11 protein-coding genes are annotated in these 20,130 nt (G+C 46.8%); 5 read left to right on the forward strand and 6 right to left on the reverse strand.

The genetic code is table 11. From position 1 onward, the window contains the following. Positions 1-111: 111 nt before the first annotated feature. Positions 112-5,013 (reverse strand): hypothetical protein, encoded by a 4,902-nt coding sequence (locus tag ACO6V5_RS17345; RefSeq protein WP_422442109.1) that lies wholly within the window; start codon positions 5,011-5,013, stop codon positions 112-114. Positions 5,014-5,387: 374 nt separating this feature from the next. Between ACO6V5_RS17345 and ACO6V5_RS17350 the strand changes: the two genes are divergently transcribed. Beyond that, on the forward strand, positions 5,388-6,050 hold the full coding sequence (locus tag ACO6V5_RS17350) for a hypothetical protein (protein ID WP_422136522.1): 663 nt from the start codon (positions 5,388-5,390) through the stop codon (positions 6,048-6,050). A gap of 40 nt (positions 6,051-6,090) precedes the next feature. Here ACO6V5_RS17350 and ACO6V5_RS17355 read toward each other — a convergent pair whose 3' ends face one another. Continuing rightward, positions 6,091-8,655, reverse strand: coding sequence for a hypothetical protein (locus tag ACO6V5_RS17355; RefSeq protein ID WP_422413662.1), 2,565 nt, complete (start codon positions 8,653-8,655; stop codon positions 6,091-6,093). Positions 8,656-9,409: 754 nt separating this feature from the next. Between ACO6V5_RS17355 and ACO6V5_RS17360 the strand changes: the two genes are divergently transcribed. Both ACO6V5_RS17360 and ACO6V5_RS17365 read left to right on the forward strand, forming a co-directional pair. After that, the gene (locus ACO6V5_RS17360) at positions 9,410-10,951 is read left to right on the forward strand and encodes an ankyrin repeat domain-containing protein (protein ID WP_422413664.1); all 1,542 of its coding nucleotides are present in this window, start codon (positions 9,410-9,412) and stop codon (positions 10,949-10,951) included. Between the two features lie 133 nt (positions 10,952-11,084). Next, positions 11,085-12,145 (forward strand): IS630 family transposase gene (locus tag ACO6V5_RS17365; RefSeq protein WP_422136519.1). Its coding sequence is split into 2 segments (ribosomal slippage): positions 11,085-11,505 and positions 11,505-12,145, totalling 1,062 coding nucleotides; the frame shifts between segments, so codons are not numbered across the junction. Positions 12,146-12,168: 23 nt separating this feature from the next. Here the strand turns inward: ACO6V5_RS17365 and ACO6V5_RS17370 are convergent. Continuing rightward, the gene (locus tag ACO6V5_RS17370) at positions 12,169-12,747 is read right to left on the reverse strand and encodes a hypothetical protein (protein ID WP_422413666.1); all 579 of its coding nucleotides are present in this window, start codon (positions 12,745-12,747) and stop codon (positions 12,169-12,171) included. Positions 12,748-12,969: 222 nt separating this feature from the next. Between ACO6V5_RS17370 and istA the strand changes: the two genes are divergently transcribed. Next, complete coding sequence (istA, locus tag ACO6V5_RS17375) at positions 12,970-14,523, forward strand: IS21 family transposase (protein ID WP_422441836.1); 1,554 nt, start codon at positions 12,970-12,972, stop codon at positions 14,521-14,523. Between the two features lie 10 nt (positions 14,524-14,533). After that, complete coding sequence (gene istB / locus ACO6V5_RS17380) at positions 14,534-15,292, forward strand: IS21-like element helper ATPase IstB (protein ID WP_422414320.1); 759 nt, start codon at positions 14,534-14,536, stop codon at positions 15,290-15,292. Positions 15,293-15,295: 3 nt separating this feature from the next. Here istB and ACO6V5_RS17385 read toward each other — a convergent pair whose 3' ends face one another. The 3 genes from ACO6V5_RS17385 to ACO6V5_RS17395 form a co-directional block, all read right to left on the reverse strand. Continuing rightward, on the reverse strand, positions 15,296-16,702 hold the full coding sequence (locus ACO6V5_RS17385; RefSeq protein WP_422442107.1) for a hypothetical protein: 1,407 nt from the start codon (positions 16,700-16,702) through the stop codon (positions 15,296-15,298). Positions 16,703-16,881: 179 nt separating this feature from the next. Next, on the reverse strand, positions 16,882-18,399 hold the full coding sequence (locus tag ACO6V5_RS17390) for an IS1182 family transposase (protein WP_422132798.1): 1,518 nt from the start codon (positions 18,397-18,399) through the stop codon (positions 16,882-16,884). A 192-nt stretch (positions 18,400-18,591) separates the two neighbouring features. Next, positions 18,592-20,109 carry an IS1182 family transposase gene (locus tag ACO6V5_RS17395; protein WP_422137198.1) on the reverse strand — a complete coding sequence of 506 codons (1,518 nt, stop codon included), beginning with the start codon at positions 20,107-20,109 and terminating at the stop codon, positions 18,592-18,594. Positions 20,110-20,130 lie beyond the last annotated feature (21 nt).

Below are 20,130 nucleotides of genomic sequence, written 5' to 3' on the forward strand. Positions count from 1 at the left end.
ATTCTGTGAAGACTGGGCAAAACTGTGAGATTGGCTCCACACCTGCCGAATCGCAACATCACCTTGCCTATTGTTAAAAATGCCACATTGAGGAAGGCAGGCAATTCAAGCTCAATAAGTACCTAACCAGTTGGTTTGGTCCTGCTCTCCAAAATTTTCCAAAAGCAAACGATTCAATTCATCCTCATTTTTTTTATGTTTATCCATGTTAGCGCGATAGATTTCCTGCCAATATTGCTCGTCGTGGTCTTGAGACAACAAATCTCTAAATTGCTTGGTTGTTTTGGGGCTAACAACAACATTTTGATGAAGCAAACAGTGTTTGGCTATTGTTAATTGACTCTTTTCTGAGCATTCTTTCCAGAGCCGATGAATACGGTTCCGGTATTCTTTAAGCTGAGATTTACAGAGAAGAGCTTTATAACGTTGCATTTCAACCAGAGGCAGGCCATCTGTGTTGCTTTGTGTACCTTCGCTACCTACCTCAGGAATGGCCTTCAAGCAACCGTCATGCTCATCCGCACTGTTGGCATTGACGTCAAAGTCTATGTATTTATCATTGGATTCAGGAAACAGAACAAGGTTAATAACATTTAACATAAGCGCCAAAAGCGCTTCCCGGGAATAACTTTTGTCTGGTCCATAATCGGACCTAAAAAATCTTCCAAATGGATCACCTGATAACCCTATTTTAGAATCTCCTTCTTTCAGGAAGATGGTTCTGAAATCAAAATAAAAATCTTTGAGATCTTTGATTTTGTGATCATAGAATCCAGGATTATTCCAGACAAAATTTATCGCATTGGCAGTATTTTGAAAATTAATGAAAAAAAGTTCATAAATAATTTTACAAAGTTGCTTTGGATAGATTCTGGAAATTTCATCCATATGTTGGGACAGAATATCCTGGGTTAAATCATCCAGTGGTGCAGAACCGGATTGTAGAAAACTACTTTTAAGCATCACCTTCAGCCATTGTTCCAGATTAAACTTATTGTGCTGATTAACACACGACTGATATAAGATCCGGGAAAGCTGGCGTGTTCTTTCACACGCCAGGTCATCCCTCCCAGATTCAGGGTTAAAACGGACATTGTCTAATATCGATGATGAAAACCGCTTACCCTCAAAAGAGCATTCGGTGAAAAAGCAACCTTTAACAATGGCTCTGTTTAACAGCTCTGTATTGAATTTACATTCCCAAAAAAGAAAGGATTGCAACACTGTGCCATTCATTGAACAGCCGCTGCAATCAAACCCTTCAAGAGCACACATCCACCCATTCAGATTAAAGCCATCCAGGGAATCCAGCCTGCCCTTCAACAGTTGTGGGTTTTGCTCAAACAACAACTGTATGCGCTCTTCGCCGCAAGCCTTGACGAGACTTTTGATGCCTTCGTCAAACTGGCTGCCTTTACGGGTTATCTCATGATAAAAGGCTGACCAGGATTGCGGAAAAATCTGTTCCAGCCGACGCCCGTCGGGCCAGTGGCTAAAGCGTTTCTTTAGTGTACCCAGCAATTGCCGGTGTCTTTCAGGAGAACTAATCTCAAGTTTGTGCAACTCGTCAAACAAGGAGAGAGGATTGGCAAAACGGGTTTCCTGTGTCTCATCGTCCTGAATCACACGTCTGTAGTCATCGGTTGACTGAGCGATAATTTTCTCGTTACGGGCGAAGGACTCCAAACCAGAGAAATCCGCCAGGTATTGGCTTTGATCGGCATAAATTTGTGCATCCATACGGCCGAGTGTTGCAGAAGTCAGGAGCAAACACGTAACCCCACCACAACGGTACCCGGAATTATCCACCAGCACCGCTATGACTCGGGAAAATGTGTATTCGGTGTTGCATTTCATCCTGCGTGCCGAAGCCACGGCACTTTCATGCCCAAGCGGTTCCATCCCAATCTGGGTACGTCGTTCAAAGGAGCTCAGGGTAGCATCATTCTCCAGGCTACCGGCCACAACCTCTTCACTGTTCCTTTGCCGCTGCGCATGAAAGTTTGTATCGTGTACGGAGCAGAACTTCCCGGCAGGGTTTGTCTCAATGCCATGGGGCAACCCTGGGCGGTAGAACACCAGACGCCCTGCACGAATACGACAGTGGTTTTCCCAATTGAGCAATTCTTCATCACTGAAGTTCAGTAATTCTTTAAGAAAGGCTTTTTTGCGGGTTTTTACCGGGGTATTGATATCCACTGCCACATCAAGGTTCATATCACCAAGGCAGCCGTGGTAATCGGCCAGGGCGTCCAGCCATTGTTCTTCCAAGTCGTTGATATCCGGCCGCTCTCCACCAATACCCAGCTCTGCCAGTTCCCTGAACATTGCTTCAACCACTGCTTTGCTGTGTCCCCTAAAGGTGAGGGTCAGCTGATTTTCAAAGCTCATGGCCTCAGGCAGGCTCGGGGGAGAAAACAGAATACTGCCGCCTCCACAGACGGTCGATTCGAGTTCTACTGCCCGAACCGGTGGGTCACTGAGGTAGGCAGCATCCAGTTGTTCCGGACTCAAATAACCGACACTCTTGCCTGTCAGTTTGGCAAAGCCGTGGCTGAATTCCGCCAGTTGCACTTTTGCTTCAACGTTTTTGCCGGTTCTTGAACTGACTCTTGCAGGTAAGGCCGGGAAAGGCAGAGGAGTTTCGATGGTTGGCAGTTTTGCAATGGAAGGCCGGTCGGCGGCTAACGACGCCCGGCACTTGTTAGCAATGTCCTGCAGAATCCTCACGGTATTATCAATTGTATCCTGGTTCCTTTCGTGCCATCGTGTTTTATCTCCGGTTAACTGCTCCGCCAAGCCCTCACAGTCATTGGCCAGGCTGATCAGGTCGCTGCGCCAGTCGCGGTAATGTCTGTTCAGGGCAGAGTTGGTATATTTAACCCGGCTGGCCAGACGGTGCAATCCCCGTTCCAGGGCCAGGTTATCAGCCAGTTTATTGCCCGCTTCCCGGGACAGCTTGAGGGTCATCCGGGTGATGGGTTGGCCATTGGCATCCAGTAACTGGCTGATACCGATCTGCCCGCCCCGGATATCGCGGCCTTTGACCGGCAGCCAACCGCCACGGATACCTGCCGCCTCTATCGCCTTGTATTCCGCCATGGATACCCGCTCACCCGCTTCCAGGCTGTTGGGAAAGCGGGTGGTCAGCCAGGCAATACGATCATGAATAGTCTGCCGTAACCAGCTGCGGTCACCGGGCAGAAAACCGCTGTGTTCGATCTGCCGGTCCAGGACCTGCCAGTCAATCTGCCGCAAGATATCCTTCAAGGTATGGCCCAGTAAGTCATCCTCTAATTGTGCAAGAATATCGACGCAAGGGTTGTAGATTAGCAAAGAGTTCATGGGAGGTGCCTGAGGGTTTCTCAGTTTTTGCAGCAGCAAAGGCATGGAAGAAAAGTCATCCGGTTTGGGGTCAGGCTCTGGTTTCTCCGTGCACGGGTAGCGGGTCGCCATCCCGGCATAATCCCAGTGGAACATGACCGGCTCCCCTTCCGGGGTCAGTTCAATGCCCTCCCAGGCACTGTTGACCATATTTTCGTTACCGACTATCACATTAATCAGCAATAATCTGGCCCACTGTTCTTGAGACAGAGAGCGCAGCGTTGCCTCCCCGCCTTTGAGCTTGCCCTGCCATTGTTTGGGGACAGGGCTGGCCACATAAAAATGACCCTGCTCTTCATGGACAAAACTCTGAGGTACTGCGATGCCCAGCAGCCCGGCGAGGTTGGCCATCAGTAGCTGGTTGCGGGCACTTAACTCACAGCTCGCCGGTTTGATGGAATAAACCTGTTGGCTAACAGGATCGCTGTAAAGCCCTGCTGGCCAGGTGCTGCTCTGGCATTCTTCCATGGCCACACTCTGCGGGGTCAGTTTTGACAGGGAGAAGGATGATTCCAGAGGTTCTGTCAGCTGTCCGGTATAGGGCCTAATCAACTCCCGGACAACACCGGACTGCTCACCTATGCTAAACAGCTCATAACTGAAGGGCGAAGGGTGGTGCTCCCACTGCTTTTTGGTGTTTTCACACTGGCTGGCGGCACCGATGCTGAAGAAGTGTTCGCAGCTTGCGTCACTGTCCTGCAACTTGATCGGATACCAGAGGTCCCCCTGCCTGGCAATCACCCGGCAGACCTCTTCGGCCAGCTCGCGCCATTCTTGCCTCTGCTGATCATCCTGACAGTCAGAAAAACACTCCAGCCGATCCATGTAAAAGCTTCCTCTGACCCGCATAACATCGAGCGTATCGGCGTCATGGAGCAGACTGCGCAGGGTCTGTATCGCCTCGGGCAGATGCTCGCAGCCCTTCGGATTATCCTTGTGGCAAATGGCTTCACCACACTGCCAGGCCAAGGACTGATCCACGCCAAAGTTGCGCAGGTGTTCCCTCAGGTTGTCAGCACTGGCCCGCTCCCACTCGGGCGTATCGTTCCCATCGCCTTCACGACCCGTATCGTGAAACAGGCAGGTTTTGATCAGCAGGGGTATCATTTGGTCGGGAAATTCCCGCGCCAGGCGATCGCCGTGCAGTTTACGCTGTTGCAACAGGGCTACTGCCCAGATTGCCGTCCGGCAACTGTGCTGGACACCATGAACCTCGCGGGCAATTGCCTGTGCAGGAGGCGCAATGCCTTCAGGACAATAAGGCTGAAGCAAGGCCGTTTTCGCTACCTGAGTAGATTCAATCAACGATTGATCAATGACCGGCCAATGGGCTGTTTCGGTTGCAGCTATTTTCGGACGTTTTACCGGTTCAATGGTCAGCGTTTCCAGCTCTGTCTCTATTATTTTCGGGAGAATATCAGTAGCGGCCCGTTTGTGCCCGGTCTTGTGCGAGAAATCATTATTGTCCGCGTCAACCCACTTTGCAGAAGCCACATCTGTGGGCATTAACTCTCCACTTATTCTCACTTTTCTGGCAAAAGCGCTGCCTGTCTTATCAATATTTTCAGATAACCTTGAGTCTTCAAAAGGCGCCCGTACTTTTCCTGCGTTGATAGGGAACAAATCCATTTTTTTAGCCCTCACTACTGTCCTTGTAATTCTGAACTTTTGGAGTCAAACCGAATCCATTATTGATTTAGACAGTTTATCCAATAATTAGTTTCAGCCATTATCAGGGCTAATTTACTGACTTTTTATATCCTCGGGCTCAATAAAGCCCAGATAGAGATTAAAGAATTTTTTCCAAAATTTATCGGTTTAGTTTAGCCGCGACCTGTGTTGCAGATTTGCCATGACACATCTCATTATTTGAAAATTGTTAAGATTACATTTACGAAAAATAATGCATCAATAGAAAATTTTCAGGAGAATCTGGCCTTAGGTTGAAAACTGGCAAATGATGCATATCCTTAAAGGCAATCAACTTTAAGGAGTATTCAAAAATGTTAAAAACACTGACTCAAATGTTATGTGCATGGACCATATTATCGTGCAATGCTTTGTATGCTAATGAGGAGCTGAATAAATTATATTACCGATTTTCAACTCAAAAAATGCCCGAATTGTTTGACTCTATCCAAAGTGCATTGAATGAGTCACCCGAAATCTCTCAAAGAGCAAAAGTTAAAGACTTGGCGCTGGTTACCAAAAAAGCCTATAAAACCTGGTATAAAAGTCTGGAAACACTTACTCCGGTTGAAGCAGGGACTGCAGCAAATCTAATAAGGAATAATTTATCAACAGTATACTTTGAGCAAAAAGTTGATGAGTTTCTATCCTCTAAAAGCCATATGATTAGTTGGGAAATCCCTGTTTATCATCAGATAATTAACATAATGATCGGCGTATGGGGCGGAGTGTTTTTCGAAAATGAGAACCTGGCCAAAATAAGAAAAGAAATTTATCATTTATTCACTTGTGATGATCATGATTGCTCTGAAATTGCTGAAAAATTTTCTTCCCAACATGATGAAGATGTAACTCTTGCAATACAAAGGTATTTTGAGTGCAAAAAAACAAAAGGTTCAGCTTATGGTCCCCATCTGGCTGAATTATGCGAATTGATTAATAACGATAACTTTTATAAGTCGACATACTTTGCATAAGTACTGTAAGCAACCATTTTTGGACAGGCATCCGTTATGGCTACCTTACATCATATTGTACATTGGTAATCGTAACTTCCTGTCTCTCCTTCGATACCATGAATGCGTCAAAATAATCAAAAGGTGCCCTTCCTTCCAGAAGTTTCACTTCTTCACCTGTTTCACCTTTTTTAGGATCCGCGCGGTGATAAAGCGGTAGCTCCATCTCGTCGGCAATGTCCCGTGCGGCATCAATGAATAATAAATCACTCTTATCGGGGTAGGCCTTCTCAAGAAATAACGCAGGGCGATCATCCCGATCAAACACCAGACGAATAACGCTTCTGCTGAGGATATCTCCTTTGGCGCTCTTTCTGACAATCATGGCATTGCGTCCATCCATCACGTAGCTCATTAGTCCTCTGCTGTAATCCTGAGCGCCGTCCGGTGTCAGGCAAGTGCGAACTTCAAGACCACTGATAAAAAGATCCCAGGGGTCTTCCGTCAGCCTCAGGGTTTCTCCCGGGGACAGCAGCTTGTTTCGGGTTTCCACACTGAAGTCACTGAAGTTCGCGCCCCAACCTGCTTTAAATTGGGGGTATTTCCGGTAAACGGCCTGCAAGTGTGGATTGTTCAGCGGTGACTGCCTGCTCACAGTAAAAGTATTGCTGGCACTGGCCTCTATAAACTGATGGATAAGATCTGTAACTTCTCTATTTCCATATTCTTCCATTGCTGCCATGTAAAAAGGCAGGAGATGATAATGTCGTTGTTTCCATAGCCATTGTGAGACCTCCTTACTTTTTCCCACTAAAGCGTCAGCCCCTTTTTCGGCGATCAACAATGGCAATCCTTCTTTCTGACAGCTTAAGCCCATGCTGTCCAGAAATTGATTAAACCTGTCTCCCATGTTGAATATCATGTAGAGCAAACCCAGTTTTTCATACGTCAGGCTTTGGGTGAGTTTTTTCAGGGTCTGTATTACCATTGCCTTATTCATATCATTGCTGGCCAATAGCCGTTCCAGAGTAACCAGCCACTGATGGAAAACCTTGCCATCTTTCATCTGTCGCCTGCTCCTGCTGGCGCTGGGAGCCTGCAAAGATTCACAGAGTTCCTGAATGTCATCTTCTGAGAGGATATCGGGCACAAATGCCAGCCATTGCAGCGGGGCCATGCGCAAATGATCGCCACCTTTGATTCCGGGCTCACCCAGTATTTGCTGTATTTTCGGGGTACTCTGAACCAGACGGGCCAACCCACCGATGAGATAGGGAATATTTTTTTTATTGCCATGTTTCATAATGGCCCTGACAAAATGATCAAATACTGAAGCAGCCATTATTTCTTTGGATGATTTGCAGGCGGCAATGATCATTAAAAGTCGATGCACTTTCGCTTTGATATCGGGTTTGCCTTCAGGCAATGATAGAGCAGCCAATCTGCTTTCCAGATCGTCAACTGCACGGAGCAATACCTGTGAATAGTCCGGGGTCGTTTTATCAATATTTGTTCTGAGTACCCTCAGATAACTGGCCAGCGGTTTGCCTTCAAGTAGAACAAACCCATTGATATCACTGAGTTGTTTGAGTTCTTCAAACTGTAAGGCAACAGGAGCAGGTGCTTTCAAGATATTTGCCACAGTATCAATATAGTGGTGATAATCAATGGAATCAGGTTGTTTCGACAAATAGGCCAGCTCTTTAGCAATATGCCAGATGCTATTTGAATCAGCGGTATACAAAACCGATCTAATGTACGACGTTAACTCAGTAATATCAGCCTCTTTTGAAAAACCGGAGCAGGCTGCATACAGATACAACAATCTTCTTGTGTAGAATTTGAAATCATCATCAACAAAAATGCTTGGTAAATAGCCATCCGCATCAACTCTTGGAAGAAATTCTTTTTCAATATTGTCAACTTCACTCAGCAACTGTCTGGAAAGTTCGTTATTTTCCGATTCAAGGATTTGCCTTATCTGCAGAAGTCCGTCCTTGACCAGTTTGTCATCCTCTACAGGGTTTAGTGCTGTCAGCTTTTCATTGATTTCATTGTCCTCCCTTGCCAGAGAAGGCTTATCAGGAAGGCGTTGAAACAGGTTCTTTGCCTCTTCTAATCGGATGGACAAAGGAATTCTCTCAAGGTACCGGGCGACCATTTCCGCTGGCAATTCAAACTTTTCTTTAGCAGCCAACATAATCCGGAGTTTTTCAGCCGCGCTTAAAAATTTTTTTTCGAATAACTTTTTTACCGTCTTCGAAGCATCCAATCTCATGCACTCATTAATAACAGCCCGTTGCACCTCTTTGGTTGGAGACTTTTCTATTGCCCCATCATGAAATTTTTCCACCAGATTGCTGGCAGCTCTTTTTATAGCTTCTACTTTTGAACCGGGTAATTGATTGACAAGATCAGGGTGAAGATTAACCAGCCGTTCAAACAGCTGTTTACTGCCATCGGTATTGAGGGTTTGTTCAGACAGTAAGGTAATGCCATCATGCAGCTGTACCTGCCAGCCAAGATACTGAACGGAGTCACCTTCTGCTGAAAAGCCAATGGATGACTCCATGATTAATGCATGCAGCTGCTGTAGTGTCAGACCATTTAAACGATAAAAATTCATTTTACCTCAGCGGTACGGTAGGCATAAGTACTCAGCCATACGGAATCGAATATTTCTGGCTTATTAGGCAGCTGCTCTGCAAGGCGCAACAACGGGAACATAGCAAGGCTATGTGACCAGAGTTGCAACGCATCACGACTGCATGGATGCAGGAGCTAGAGCAACGCAGGAGCAGTTGCCGCGAGTGCCTGAACAATAAGTCAGAAAATATGATTTCGTATGGTTGAGTACTTATTCACTGGACAAGCATCTGGCTACCTTACATCACGTTTTACATTGGTAAACGTCACTGCCTGTCTCTCCTTTGATCGAGTCAAAGTGAGAGCGCTTTATTTTCTCCCTCCAGAACACTCCCCCCCTTTTTCGGCGATCAACAATGGTAATCCTTCCTTCTGACAGCTGAAGCCCATGCTGTGCAAAAAATAATTTTTCGTAAGTCAGACTTTGGAAGCATTGCCCAATCGAGCCGGGCAGGCGGAGATATAAGACGATTGAGTCGAGACTCATAATAATTCAGACATTTTAGCTAATAATTAGTTCCATCCATTATCAGGCTGTGCTCAGTTTAAGTATTGGCGCACTCCCCGAAGCCAGAAAAATCAGGAGATTATGAAAATACCTCGCTGTGAAACAGGAGAACCTTTTGTCCTCAATTTAAATCGAACTGAATCAGGGAACTTTTTGATGCATTTTCGAGTCAAAATCTTAGGATCAATATAATTAATGCGATTAATCAGGAAGGGAGGAACGAATAATGCAGCCAGCCACAAACTTAAAAGCGGGTACTGTCCTTAGCCCAGTCTCTGGTGCAAACAGTAAACGTAATCAACCGGGTAATTTTCAGGGTCGTGCCAGCACCTGCGTCGGCGCTGGCAGCTCTGGCTACTCACCACCCGTTGTTGGAAGGCATCCTTCATACCCAGCGGCAGTTCCACTTGCTGATCGAATGACGACTGAAGGCAGGAATATGTCCCCCCGGTTCGCAAATGCAATGGAATACACCAGCTGTGCAACAACTAACAGAGACAAATTTCATTCAGAGTCTGACAGTAGATTGCGCGAACAGCTCGAAGAATTATCATTACCAGATCCCTCACTTTTGCATGGCGATAGAGTTCAGCAGACTGGAGGAAGAAAAGGATCTCACAATGATAAAGCTAAAGCACTGCTGGAAACGATACTGCTTCAAAAAGCTCTCAGCCCGGAAATTAAGCCCGATGGTGGTTCTGGCAAAAGTCCTGGTTTCTTCAAGAGGCGCAAGCTGAATGGATTGGTAACAAAAGCAGTTGATAATTTCTTCAAAAAATCAACTCATAATTTTTCGCCTGCGAGTTTGGTGAGCAGTCAAGCGCAACGAGTTGAACAGCTGCTTCAATCTTTTGCCCGAACGGAATCCGGTCAAAGGCTCTACAGAAAAGCCGTTGCCAATAATCTAGTAGTCCTTGAAAGTCTGTTGAGAAAGGCGGGTGTTGATATCAACCATCAAAGCCCTAAAAGTGGCGACACGCCAATAATTGCAGCCGCCAAGGCGAATCATTGGTCAATGGTTAGTTTACTGCTTGAGGAAAAAGCCACTGTGCATCAACAAAACAAATCTGATTTTCATTTGTTGATGCTGATTTTTAGCGCCTGGGGGGATTACAAGATTACCGATCAGCAACAGAGGGAACTTACTTTAAAAGCCCTCGAAAATCAGCCTGAAGCTCAGATTAAGTTGGCAAACGGTCAGACAAAGTTACTTGCCGTTTATGCCTTTCAACATGCAGTCTTGAGAAATTGTCAGTTATTTTGCAATCAGTTGCTGAAAAACTCTCATCTGGTCAGCGCATTAAAACAAGAACAGATAGGTTCCAAGCTTATGATAGATGTAGTGATGAACTATCGTGACCCGGCAGCAGCAACGAAGTATCTGGTGAATTTGAAAGATTCTGCCGGGCGGCGACTTTTTGATCTTAACTGTAGGACACAGTCAGGTAAAACGCTCCTGATACTGGCAGCAAAAAAAGGTAACACCCATACCATGGAAACCCTTCTTAACACCCCGGGTGCTGTAGAAAATATTAATGCTTACACCACCACCTCCCTACCGTGCCCCCCCTCTCGGTGGACGGCATACACTTATGCTCACTACTACAGTGAAGCCCATCAGAACCGCTATATCCTCGAAAAGCTGGTGAAACGTGGTGCCTGGCGGGTGCCTGCATACAAGGTGAAAGAAAAGGAACCAGATAGTATCTATGGTCATTCCTACCATTTCGGTAGCTATGGCGGCGATGACGGTCCAGATGGTGAGTGATACGGGCAGTGGTTTTGGGGATAGCGGTTGACACCTGAGGAGCCTAGTACATAACTCAAATTTCTTTGTCCTGCAGCAATGCCGGAATTTTCCATTCTGGCATTATTCTCCCTGATTCAGATCAGGGTGACCTATGCCAGCTCAATACCGTATCCGCCTGTCCATAGACGAACAGCAGCAATTAAAAGACCTCATTCACCAAACCAAGGTGGCCAAGCATAAACGTATTCATGCACAGATCCTCCTGTGTCTCGATGAAAACGGGCCAAAACTGACGGAGCTCCAGACCAGCCAAACCTGTGGTGTTTCAACGAAAACGGTTCAGAGAACACGCAAACGCTGTGTACTTGAAGGGCTGGATATTGCTGTTAATAGCAAGTTCAATGGCATTGCCCGCCCAAGAAAACTCCAGGGGGAGCAGCAGGCGGCATTGACAGCTCTGGCTTGCTCAACACCACCAGAAGGTCATAGCCGCTGGACGCTACAGCTTCTCGCTGACCGTATAGTTGAGTTGGAGCATGTCGATTTCATCTCGCATCAAACCATTGGCCGAGAGTTAAAAAAAACGAGTTGAAGCCTTGGCAGAAAAAGGAGTGGTGTATTCCAAAAAAAGCGAACGCAGAATTTGTTTGCGCTATGGAACGTGTTTTGGATGTTTATCAACAACCACATGATCCGAATCGACCACTGATCTGTATGGATGAGAGCAGTAAGCAGCATACTTTGGAGGTCAGGACTCCACTCCCTATGAAGCCTGGCCAACCCCTAAAATATGACAATGAGTATGAGCGCAATGGTGTGAGTTCTCTCTTCATGTTTTTTGCGCCACTGGAAGGTTGGCGACATATCGAGGTGACTGATAGCCGAACTGCCTGCGACTGGGCTCACCAGATCAAACAGCTGGTTGATGTTCACTTCCCAAAAGCTGATGTCATCCGTCTTGTCATGGATAACCTGAACACACATACACCTGCATCTCTTTATAAAGCCTTTGAACCAGGAGAGGCTCATCGGTTGGCCAGTAAGTTGGAAATCATCTATACACCCAAGCATGGAAGCTGGCTCAACATGGCAGAGATTGAAGCGTGGGAGTCCCAGCGTAATGGTGTAGAAAGCAAAATGGAATGGCGATTTACGACCGAGGATGCTCGGGTAAAACTCAAGAAGCTTTACCCGACGATCAAATCGGAGTGATGTACTAGAAGCATCCGTTGTGACTACCTTACATCACGTTGTACTTTGGTAATCGTAAGTTCCTGCCTCTCTTTTGTTGACAGAAACTCGTCAAAGTAATCGAAAGGCGCCCTTCCTTCCAGAACTTTCACTTTTTCACCTTTTTTTGCATCCACGCAGCGGTAAAGAGGAAGCTCCATCTCGTCAGCAATGTCCCGTGCGGCATCGATGAACAATAAATTACTCTGATCGGGATAGCCTTTTTCAAGCAATAACGCAGGGCTATCATCTTGGTCCAGCACCATGCGAATAACACTTCTGCTGAGGATATTTCCTTTTTGGTTCTTTATGACAATCATGGCATTGCGTCCATCCATCACATAGCTCATCAGTCCACGTCTATAACTATGTAGGCCGTCTGGTGATATGCAGCTTTTAACTTCAAGCCCACTGATAAAAAGATCCCAGGGGTCTTCTGTCAGCTTCAGGGTTTCCCCCTGGGACAAGAGCTTGTTTCGGGTTTCCTCGCTGAAGCCACTGAAGTTCGCTCCCCAACCTGCTTCAAATCGGGGGTATTTCTTGTAAACGGCCTGCAAGTGCATATTCTGGCATCGCTTGAACACTCATTCTGCTAACTCTTGAACACCGATTCTGGCGGCGCTTGAACACCCATTCTGTTAACTCTTGAACACTTTTTGGCGATTTCCAGAATCGCTGTTCAACTGCCCAGAATCCGTGTTCAAGCCTCCAGAATCTGAAAACTCTTCTTTCGGTAGATTATCTCTTACGCATTGATTTCCATGAACTTTAGCCGCTGACCTTTCTAAACAGAAAGGACAGCAGCCATGCCAGATAACAGGATTTCCATGCGAAAACTTCAAGAAATACTCCGGATGCGCTTTGAGTACCGACTCAGTATCCGGCAAATAGCTCGCAGCACGCGGGTCAGTGTTGGCACTGTGTCCAACTACGTTCAGGCCTTTGAACGGTCGCCACTGAGCTGGCCTCTGCCCTCGGACTGCTCTGAGGCTACTTTGGTGCAGACACTGTTCCCTGAGACCCCACTGTCGAGCCGCCAGGGTCTGGTCGACCCGGACTGGGGCGTTATTCACCAGTCACTCAAGCGCAAGGAGGTGACCAAGCAAACACTCTGGGAGGAGTACTGCCAAGAGAGCACTCTCAATGCCTACAGCTATTCGCAGTTTTGTCACCGCTACAACCAGTGGCTGGGCTGCCAGAAACGTTCCATGCGACAGCATCACAAGGCGGGTGAAAAACTGTTTGTAGACTACGCCGGTCTTACGGTCCCTGTCGTTAATCCAAAGACCGGTGAGATCGCCCATAACGCCCAGATTTTCGTAGCGGTGATGGGAGCCTCTAACTACACCTACGCAGAAGCCACCCTGTCCCAGAAGTCCGAAGACTGGCTGGGGTCTCATGTTCGGGCCTTTGAGTTCTTTGGAGGTATTCCAGCTGTCGTGGTACCAGACAACCTCAGGAGCGGTGTCAGTAAGGCTTGCCGTTATGAACCGGACCTGAACCCGGCTTACCAACACCTGGCCAACCACTACCAGGTGGCGGTCATTCCAGCTCGGCCCTACAAGCCCAAGGACAAGGCGAAAGCCGAAGTGGGTGTGCAGTTGGTTGAACGCTGGATACTGGCCAGACTTCGTCATGAGACCTTCTTTACCCTGGCAGAACTGAACAGTCGTATACGGGAGCTATTGACTGAACTCAACCTTAAGCCCTTTCAAAAACTGCCAGGTACACGACGAAGTACCTTTGAGCAACTGGATGAACCCGCTTTGCGACCTTTGCCCAAACAGGCCTTTGAGTACGCTGAGTTCAGCAAAGCCAGGGTGAACATTGACTATCACATTCACTGTAAAGGCCATTACTACTCAGTGCCTCATCAGCTGGTCAAGAAAGAGGTGGAAGTTCAGGCAACAGAACATACGGTCACTGTCTTCTGCAAAGGTGAAGTTGTGGCCTGTCACCCCCGTAAGTTCACAACCGGTTTTACCACTCAATCAGGCCATATGCCTGAACGACATAGCAAGCACCAGGAGTGGACACCGGAACGACTGCTGGAGTGGGCAAAACAGCTGGGCCCCGATGTTCACTGGATAACTCAGTATCTGTTGAACAGTCGTGAGCATCCGGAGCAGGCTTATCGGTCTTGCCTGGGGTTATTGAACCTCAAACGGGATTACGGAGCTGACCGGTTAAACAATGCTTGCGCCCATGCCCGGAAAATCAAAGGTTACCGACTCAAGAATATCCGGGCGATCCTGCAATCAGGTAAAGACAAACAGGCTCTTCAACCTGAGGTGAAACAAACGACACTACCTCTTCATGACAGCCACGAAAATATTCGTGGTGCAGCCAGCTATCAGTAACCGGAGACGTATCATGATGAATCAAACTCTGACCCGTCTGCGGTCACTGCGCCTGACAGGCATGGCCGATGCCCTGGCTCAGCAACTGGAGCAGCCCGGCACCTACGACAGCCTGAGCTTTGTGGAGCGGCTGGCCCTCCTGACAGAACAGGAAGAGACCGAGCGCAATAACAAACGTCTTGCCCGGTTACTGAGGGCGGCCAGGTTTAAGCTGGCTGCACGGGTAGACGACATTGACTACGAACATCCCCGGGGGTTGAAGAAAGTCCAAATAGCCACACTGTCCAGCGAGGACTGGTTAAACAGGCACAGGAACCTGCTGATTACCGGACCTTGTGGCAGTGGTAAAAGTTACCTGGCTTGCGCACTGGGACACTGGGCCTGCATACAGGGTTACAGTGTCCGCTATTACCGACTCTCGCGCTTACTGGAAGAGCTGAGCCTTGCCCATGGTGATGGCAGCTACAGCAGGCAACTCAAGCAACTGGCGAAGGTGGATTTGTTGATACTGGATGACTGGGGGCTGGAACCTCTGACCCAGCAGCAACGCAACGATTTACTGGAAGTGATGGATGACCGTCACGAACAAAGTTCAACGTTGGTTACCAGCCAGCTACCGACCCGGCAATGGCATGGCAGCATCGGTGATGAGACTCTGGCAGATGCCATTCTGGATCGCCTGATGCACAACGCCCACAGGATTACGCTGAAAGGAGAATCCATGCGCAAGAAGCTGGGAAAACTGGAAACACTTGAACACTTGGACTAAAAATCAGACTGGGTGATGCGTAGGAGATCCAGGGTGTTCAAATGAACCAGAATGGGTGTTCAAGCTGACCAGAATATGCAGCAAGTGTGGATTGTTCAATGTTGACTGCCTGCTCTGAATAAAAGTACTGTTAACACTGGTCTCTATAAACTGATGCGTAAGGTCTATAACTGCTGCATTCCCCTGTTCTATCATTGATGCCATGTAAAAAGGCAGGAGATGGTGATGTCGTTGTTTCATTAGCCATTTTGAGAACTTTTTATTCACTCCCACCAAAGCGTCAGCCCCCTTTTCAGCGATCATCAAGGGTAATCCTTCCTTCTGACAGCTCAAGCCCATTCTGTCCAGAAATGCAGTAAACCTGTCTCCCATGTTGAATAACATATAAAGCCAGCCCAGTTTTTCATAAGTCAGACTTTGGGTAAGCTTTTTCAGGATCGGCATTACCATGGCCTTATTCATAACCTCGCTGGCCAGCATCTGCTCAAGGGTAGACAGCCATTGGTGGAAAATCTTGCCATCTTTCATCCGTCGCCTGCTCTTGCTGGCGCTGGGAGCTTGCAAAGATTGACAGAGTTCCTTGATGTCATCTTCTGAGAGTCTATCGGGTACAAATGCCAGCCATTGCAGCGGCGCCATTCGCAAATGCGGTCCGCCACTGATTCCGGGGGCACCCAGTATTTTCTGTATTTTCGGGGTACTCTGAACCAGACGGGCCAGCCCAGCGATCAGATAAGGTATATTTTTTTTATTGCCATGTTCCATGATGGCCCTGACAAAATGAACCAATACTGAAGTATCCATTATTTCTTTGGATGATTTGCAGGCGGCAATAATCATTAAAAGTCGATGCACTTTCGCTTTGATATCAGACTTGCCTTCAGGTAGTGATATACCGGCACATTCTTTTTCCAGAACGTCAACTGCATCGAGCAATACCCGCGAATATTCCGGGGCTATCTTATCAATGTTTGCTCTGAGTACGGTTAGATACTTGTCCAGCGGTTTGCTTTCAAGTAAAGCGAACCCTTTGATATCACTGAGCTGTTTGAGATTTTTAAACTGTAAGGCGACAGGTGCCGGTGTTTTCAAACAATGGGCCAGGGTACTAATATAGTGGCAATAATCGATGGAGCCGGGTTGTTTCGACAAATAGGCCAGCTCTTTAGCAATATGCCAGATGTTATCTGGAAAGGAGTTACTTGGTTCGATGATATAAAGAACAGATTTAATGTACGACATTAACTCAGCAATATCACCCTGCTGTGAAAAACCGTAACAGGCTGCATAGAGATACAGCAATCTTCTTGAATAGATTTTGAATTCGACATAATCATCATGGTCTGATAAATTGCCATCCCATCCAACTCTTGGGATATATTTTTCTTCAATACTGTCAACTTCACTCAACAATCCTCTAGAAAGCTCGTTATTTTCGGATGTTAGGGTTTGCCGGATCTCTAGGAGCCTGACCGAGAATAGCGCAACCAGACCAACAGAAGTTTTCCCAAATCTTAAAATGAGCAAAAAATATCCAATTATTAGTGGGATTTTGCTCATTTTTGCATATTTATGCCTTCTCACAGCCTCTATGCTGCCTTTTTAGCCTCTTTCAAATCTTCAAGACGGATTGACCTCGTGGAAGCCGCTTTTACAAATTTTTTGATATTATGCGCAGTGCATACCAGTGAAAATTCCGCTGAAACTTTTTCTTTGCCGCGGAGACTGAACCCTCGGAAACCAGATTCTTTTATCTGTCCAAATGGTGGCTCCGCAATAACTTTACGACGCTCATATATGGCTTTCGCACCGGCTGTCTCCATTTTCTTATTCATAGCCTGACGTGCTTTTTCAAACTTATCGGTACGGATAACCCTGCCAGCCTCTTTCTTTGAATCACTGCAATTCCGACGATAAGGGCATTCCCTGCATACCGTCTTGTTTGCCCGGTAGCTTTTTCTTTTGCTTTTGCTGGCCGGGTTCGTTACCAGCTTTTCCCCTGCCGGACAGATAAATACATCAGCTTCGGAATCATACGCAAAATCCGCTTTGACAAACTTCCTGTCAGAGCTTTCAAGGTCGTCAGCGGCAGGCTTCTCCGCCTTGTCGGTTGCGATATAGGCATCAATCTCATGTCGCTCGACTGTATGTAAGTTTGACCCTGAGAAGTAACCATTATCCATACTCCACTTATCTACAGCCGCGCCATCAGTGGCTCCTGATAATGCCCTCAGCGCCGGCTCCACTTCCTGTACATCGTTGGCGTGTTGGCTGACATGCTGGCCAACAATGATCTGGTTATCGGAATCAACTGTAATTTGAGCATTGTAGCTGTACTCACAATACCCCTTCTTGCTCATCACGCGGGCATCGTGATCTGCAAAACTGATCTGCTTTTTGTCGTCTATTGGTTTGTCTGGATTTAAAGCTTTTTCACGTTCTTCAAGTGCTTTCTTGGCCTCTTTGATTTTTTTCAGGCGCTCTTCTTTAAACTGGAGGTCTTCAGGAATGCTGTAACCATTGGTTGCTTTGTAGGCGTCATCTTCTTCCTGATCACACTGACTGGCTTTTTTGATCAGCTCATCCACTTCGGCACTGAGTTCTGCCTCTTTCGCTTTGAGCCTCCCGTAGCTCATGGCCTTGTGTTTTGAGCTGTTGGCTTTGAACTTGGAGCCGTCCAGGCTGATATGACCCAGTGATGCCATTTTGAGTTCAATGGCCAGTTTGACTGACTGTTTGAAGCAGTCATGGAAAAACGACAGATTATCCTTACGAAAGTCACCAAGAACCCTGAAATTCGGGCAGTTCATTTGTGAGATATACATGAACGCCAAGTCTTGTCGACACCGTCGCTCAATCTCACGGGAACTGAAAACACCATGGCTGTATGCGTAGATCAGAATAGCGACAATGAGCTTTGGAGGGTATGCGTGCTGACCAAGGTGGTGATATTTTTTTTCGACTTCAGACGTATTAATGTTCTGAAAAATGCTTTCATAAATAAAACAATCATGATCTTTGGGAAGCAAATCGAAAACGTTGGTTGGGAACAGCAGATGCTGATCAAACTCAACAGGACTGTCCTTAAACTTTGGTGGTGGTGACATTTGGCATAATCAGAGTTGGTTTAAGGCTTATCATAACAGATAAGCCTATTCTCGGTCAGGCTCCTAGGAGCCTGACCGAGAATAGCGCAACCAGACCAACAGAAGTTTTCCCAAATCTTAAAATGAGCAAAAAATATCCAATTATTAGTGGGATTTTGCTCATTTTTGCATATTTATGCCTTCTCACAGCCTCTATGCTGCCTTTTTAGCCTCTTTCAAATCTTCAAGACGGATTGACCTCGTGGAAGCCGCTTTTACAAATTTTTTGATATTATGCGCAGTGCATACCAGTGAAAATTCCGCTGAAACTTTTTCTTTGCCGCGGAGACTGAACCCTCGGAAACCAGATTCTTTTATCTGTCCAAATGGTGGCTCCGCAATAACTTTACGACGCTCATATATGGCTTTCGCACCGGCTGTCTCCATTTTCTTATTCATAGCCTGACGTGCTTTTTCAAACTTATCGGTACGGATAACCCTGCCAGCCTCTTTCTTTGAATCACTGCAATTCCGACGATAAGGGCATTCCCTGCATACCGTCTTGTTTGCCCGGTAGCTTTTTCTTTTGCTTTTGCTGGCCGGGTTCGTTACCAGCTTTTCCCCTGCCGGACAGATAAATACATCAGCTTCGGAATCATACGCAAAATCCGCTTTGACAAACTTCCTGTCAGAGCTTTCAAGGTCGTCAGCGGCAGGCTTCTCCGCCTTGTCGGTTGCGATATAGGCATCAATCTCATGTCGCTCGACTGTATGTAAGTTTGACCCTGAAAAGTAACCATTATCCATACTCCACTTATCTACAGCCGCGCCATCAGTGGCTCCTGATAATGCCCTCAGCGCCGGCTCCACTTCCTGTACATCGTTGGCGTGTTGGCTGACATGCTGGCCAACAATGATCTGGTTATCGGAATCAACTGTAATTTGAGCATTGTAGCTGTACTCACAATACCCCTTCTTGCTCATCATGCGGGCATCGTGATCTGCAAAACTGATCTGCTTTTTGTCGTCTATTGGTTTGTCTGGATTTAAAGCTTTTTCACGTTCTTCAAGTGCTTTCTTGGCCTCTTTGATTTTTTTCAGGCGCTCTTCTTTAAACTGGAGGTCTTCAGGAATGCTGTAACCATTGGTTGCTTTGTAGGCGTCATCTTCTTCCTGATCACACTGACTGGCTTTTTTGATCAGCTCATCCACTTCGGCACTGAGTTCTGCCTCTTTCGCTTTGAGCCTCCCGTAGCTCATGGCCTTGTGTTTTGAGCTGTTGGCTTTGAACTTGGAGCCGTCCAGGCTGATATGACCCAGTGATGCCATTTTGAGTTCAATGGCCAGTTTGACTGACTGTTTGAAGCAGTCATGGAAAAACGACAGATTATCCTTACGAAAGTCACCAAGAACCCTGAAATTCGGGCAGTTCATTTGTGAGATATACATGAACGCCAAGTCTTGTCGACACCGTCGCTCAATCTCACGGGAACTGAAAACACCATGGCTGTATGCGTAGATCAGAATAGCGACAATGAGCTTTGGAGGGTATGCGTGCTGACCAAGGTGGTGATATTTTTTTTCGACTTCAGACGTATTAATGTTCTGAAAAATGCTTTCATAAATAAAACAATCATGATCTTTGGGAAGCAAATCGAAAACGTTGGTTGGGAACAGCAGATGCTGATCAAACTCAACAGGACTGTCCTTAAACTTTGGTGGTGGTGACATTTGGCATAATCAGAGTTGGTT

The sequence above is a fragment of the Endozoicomonas sp. ALD068 genome (assembly GCF_049310145.1).
In the GTDB taxonomy this organism is placed as follows: domain Bacteria; phylum Pseudomonadota; class Gammaproteobacteria; order Pseudomonadales; family Endozoicomonadaceae; genus Endozoicomonas_A.

Coding starts and splice junctions, on each gene's coding strand:
- ACO6V5_RS17345 (WP_422442109.1), bottom strand. CDS start 5,013: ATGGATTTGTTCCCTATCAACGCAGGAAAAGTACGGGCGCCTTTTGAA.
- ACO6V5_RS17350 (WP_422136522.1), top strand. CDS start 5,388: ATGTTAAAAACACTGACTCAAATGTTATGTGCATGGACCATATTATCG.
- ACO6V5_RS17355 (WP_422413662.1), bottom strand. CDS start 8,655: ATGAATTTTTATCGTTTAAATGGTCTGACACTACAGCAGCTGCATGCA.
- ACO6V5_RS17360 (WP_422413664.1), top strand. CDS start 9,410: ATGCAGCCAGCCACAAACTTAAAAGCGGGTACTGTCCTTAGCCCAGTC.
- istA (WP_422441836.1), top strand. CDS start 12,970: ATGCCAGATAACAGGATTTCCATGCGAAAACTTCAAGAAATACTCCGG.
- ACO6V5_RS17390 (WP_422132798.1), bottom strand. CDS start 18,399: ATGTCACCACCACCAAAGTTTAAGGACAGTCCTGTTGAGTTTGATCAG.
- ACO6V5_RS17395 (WP_422137198.1), bottom strand. CDS start 20,109: ATGTCACCACCACCAAAGTTTAAGGACAGTCCTGTTGAGTTTGATCAG.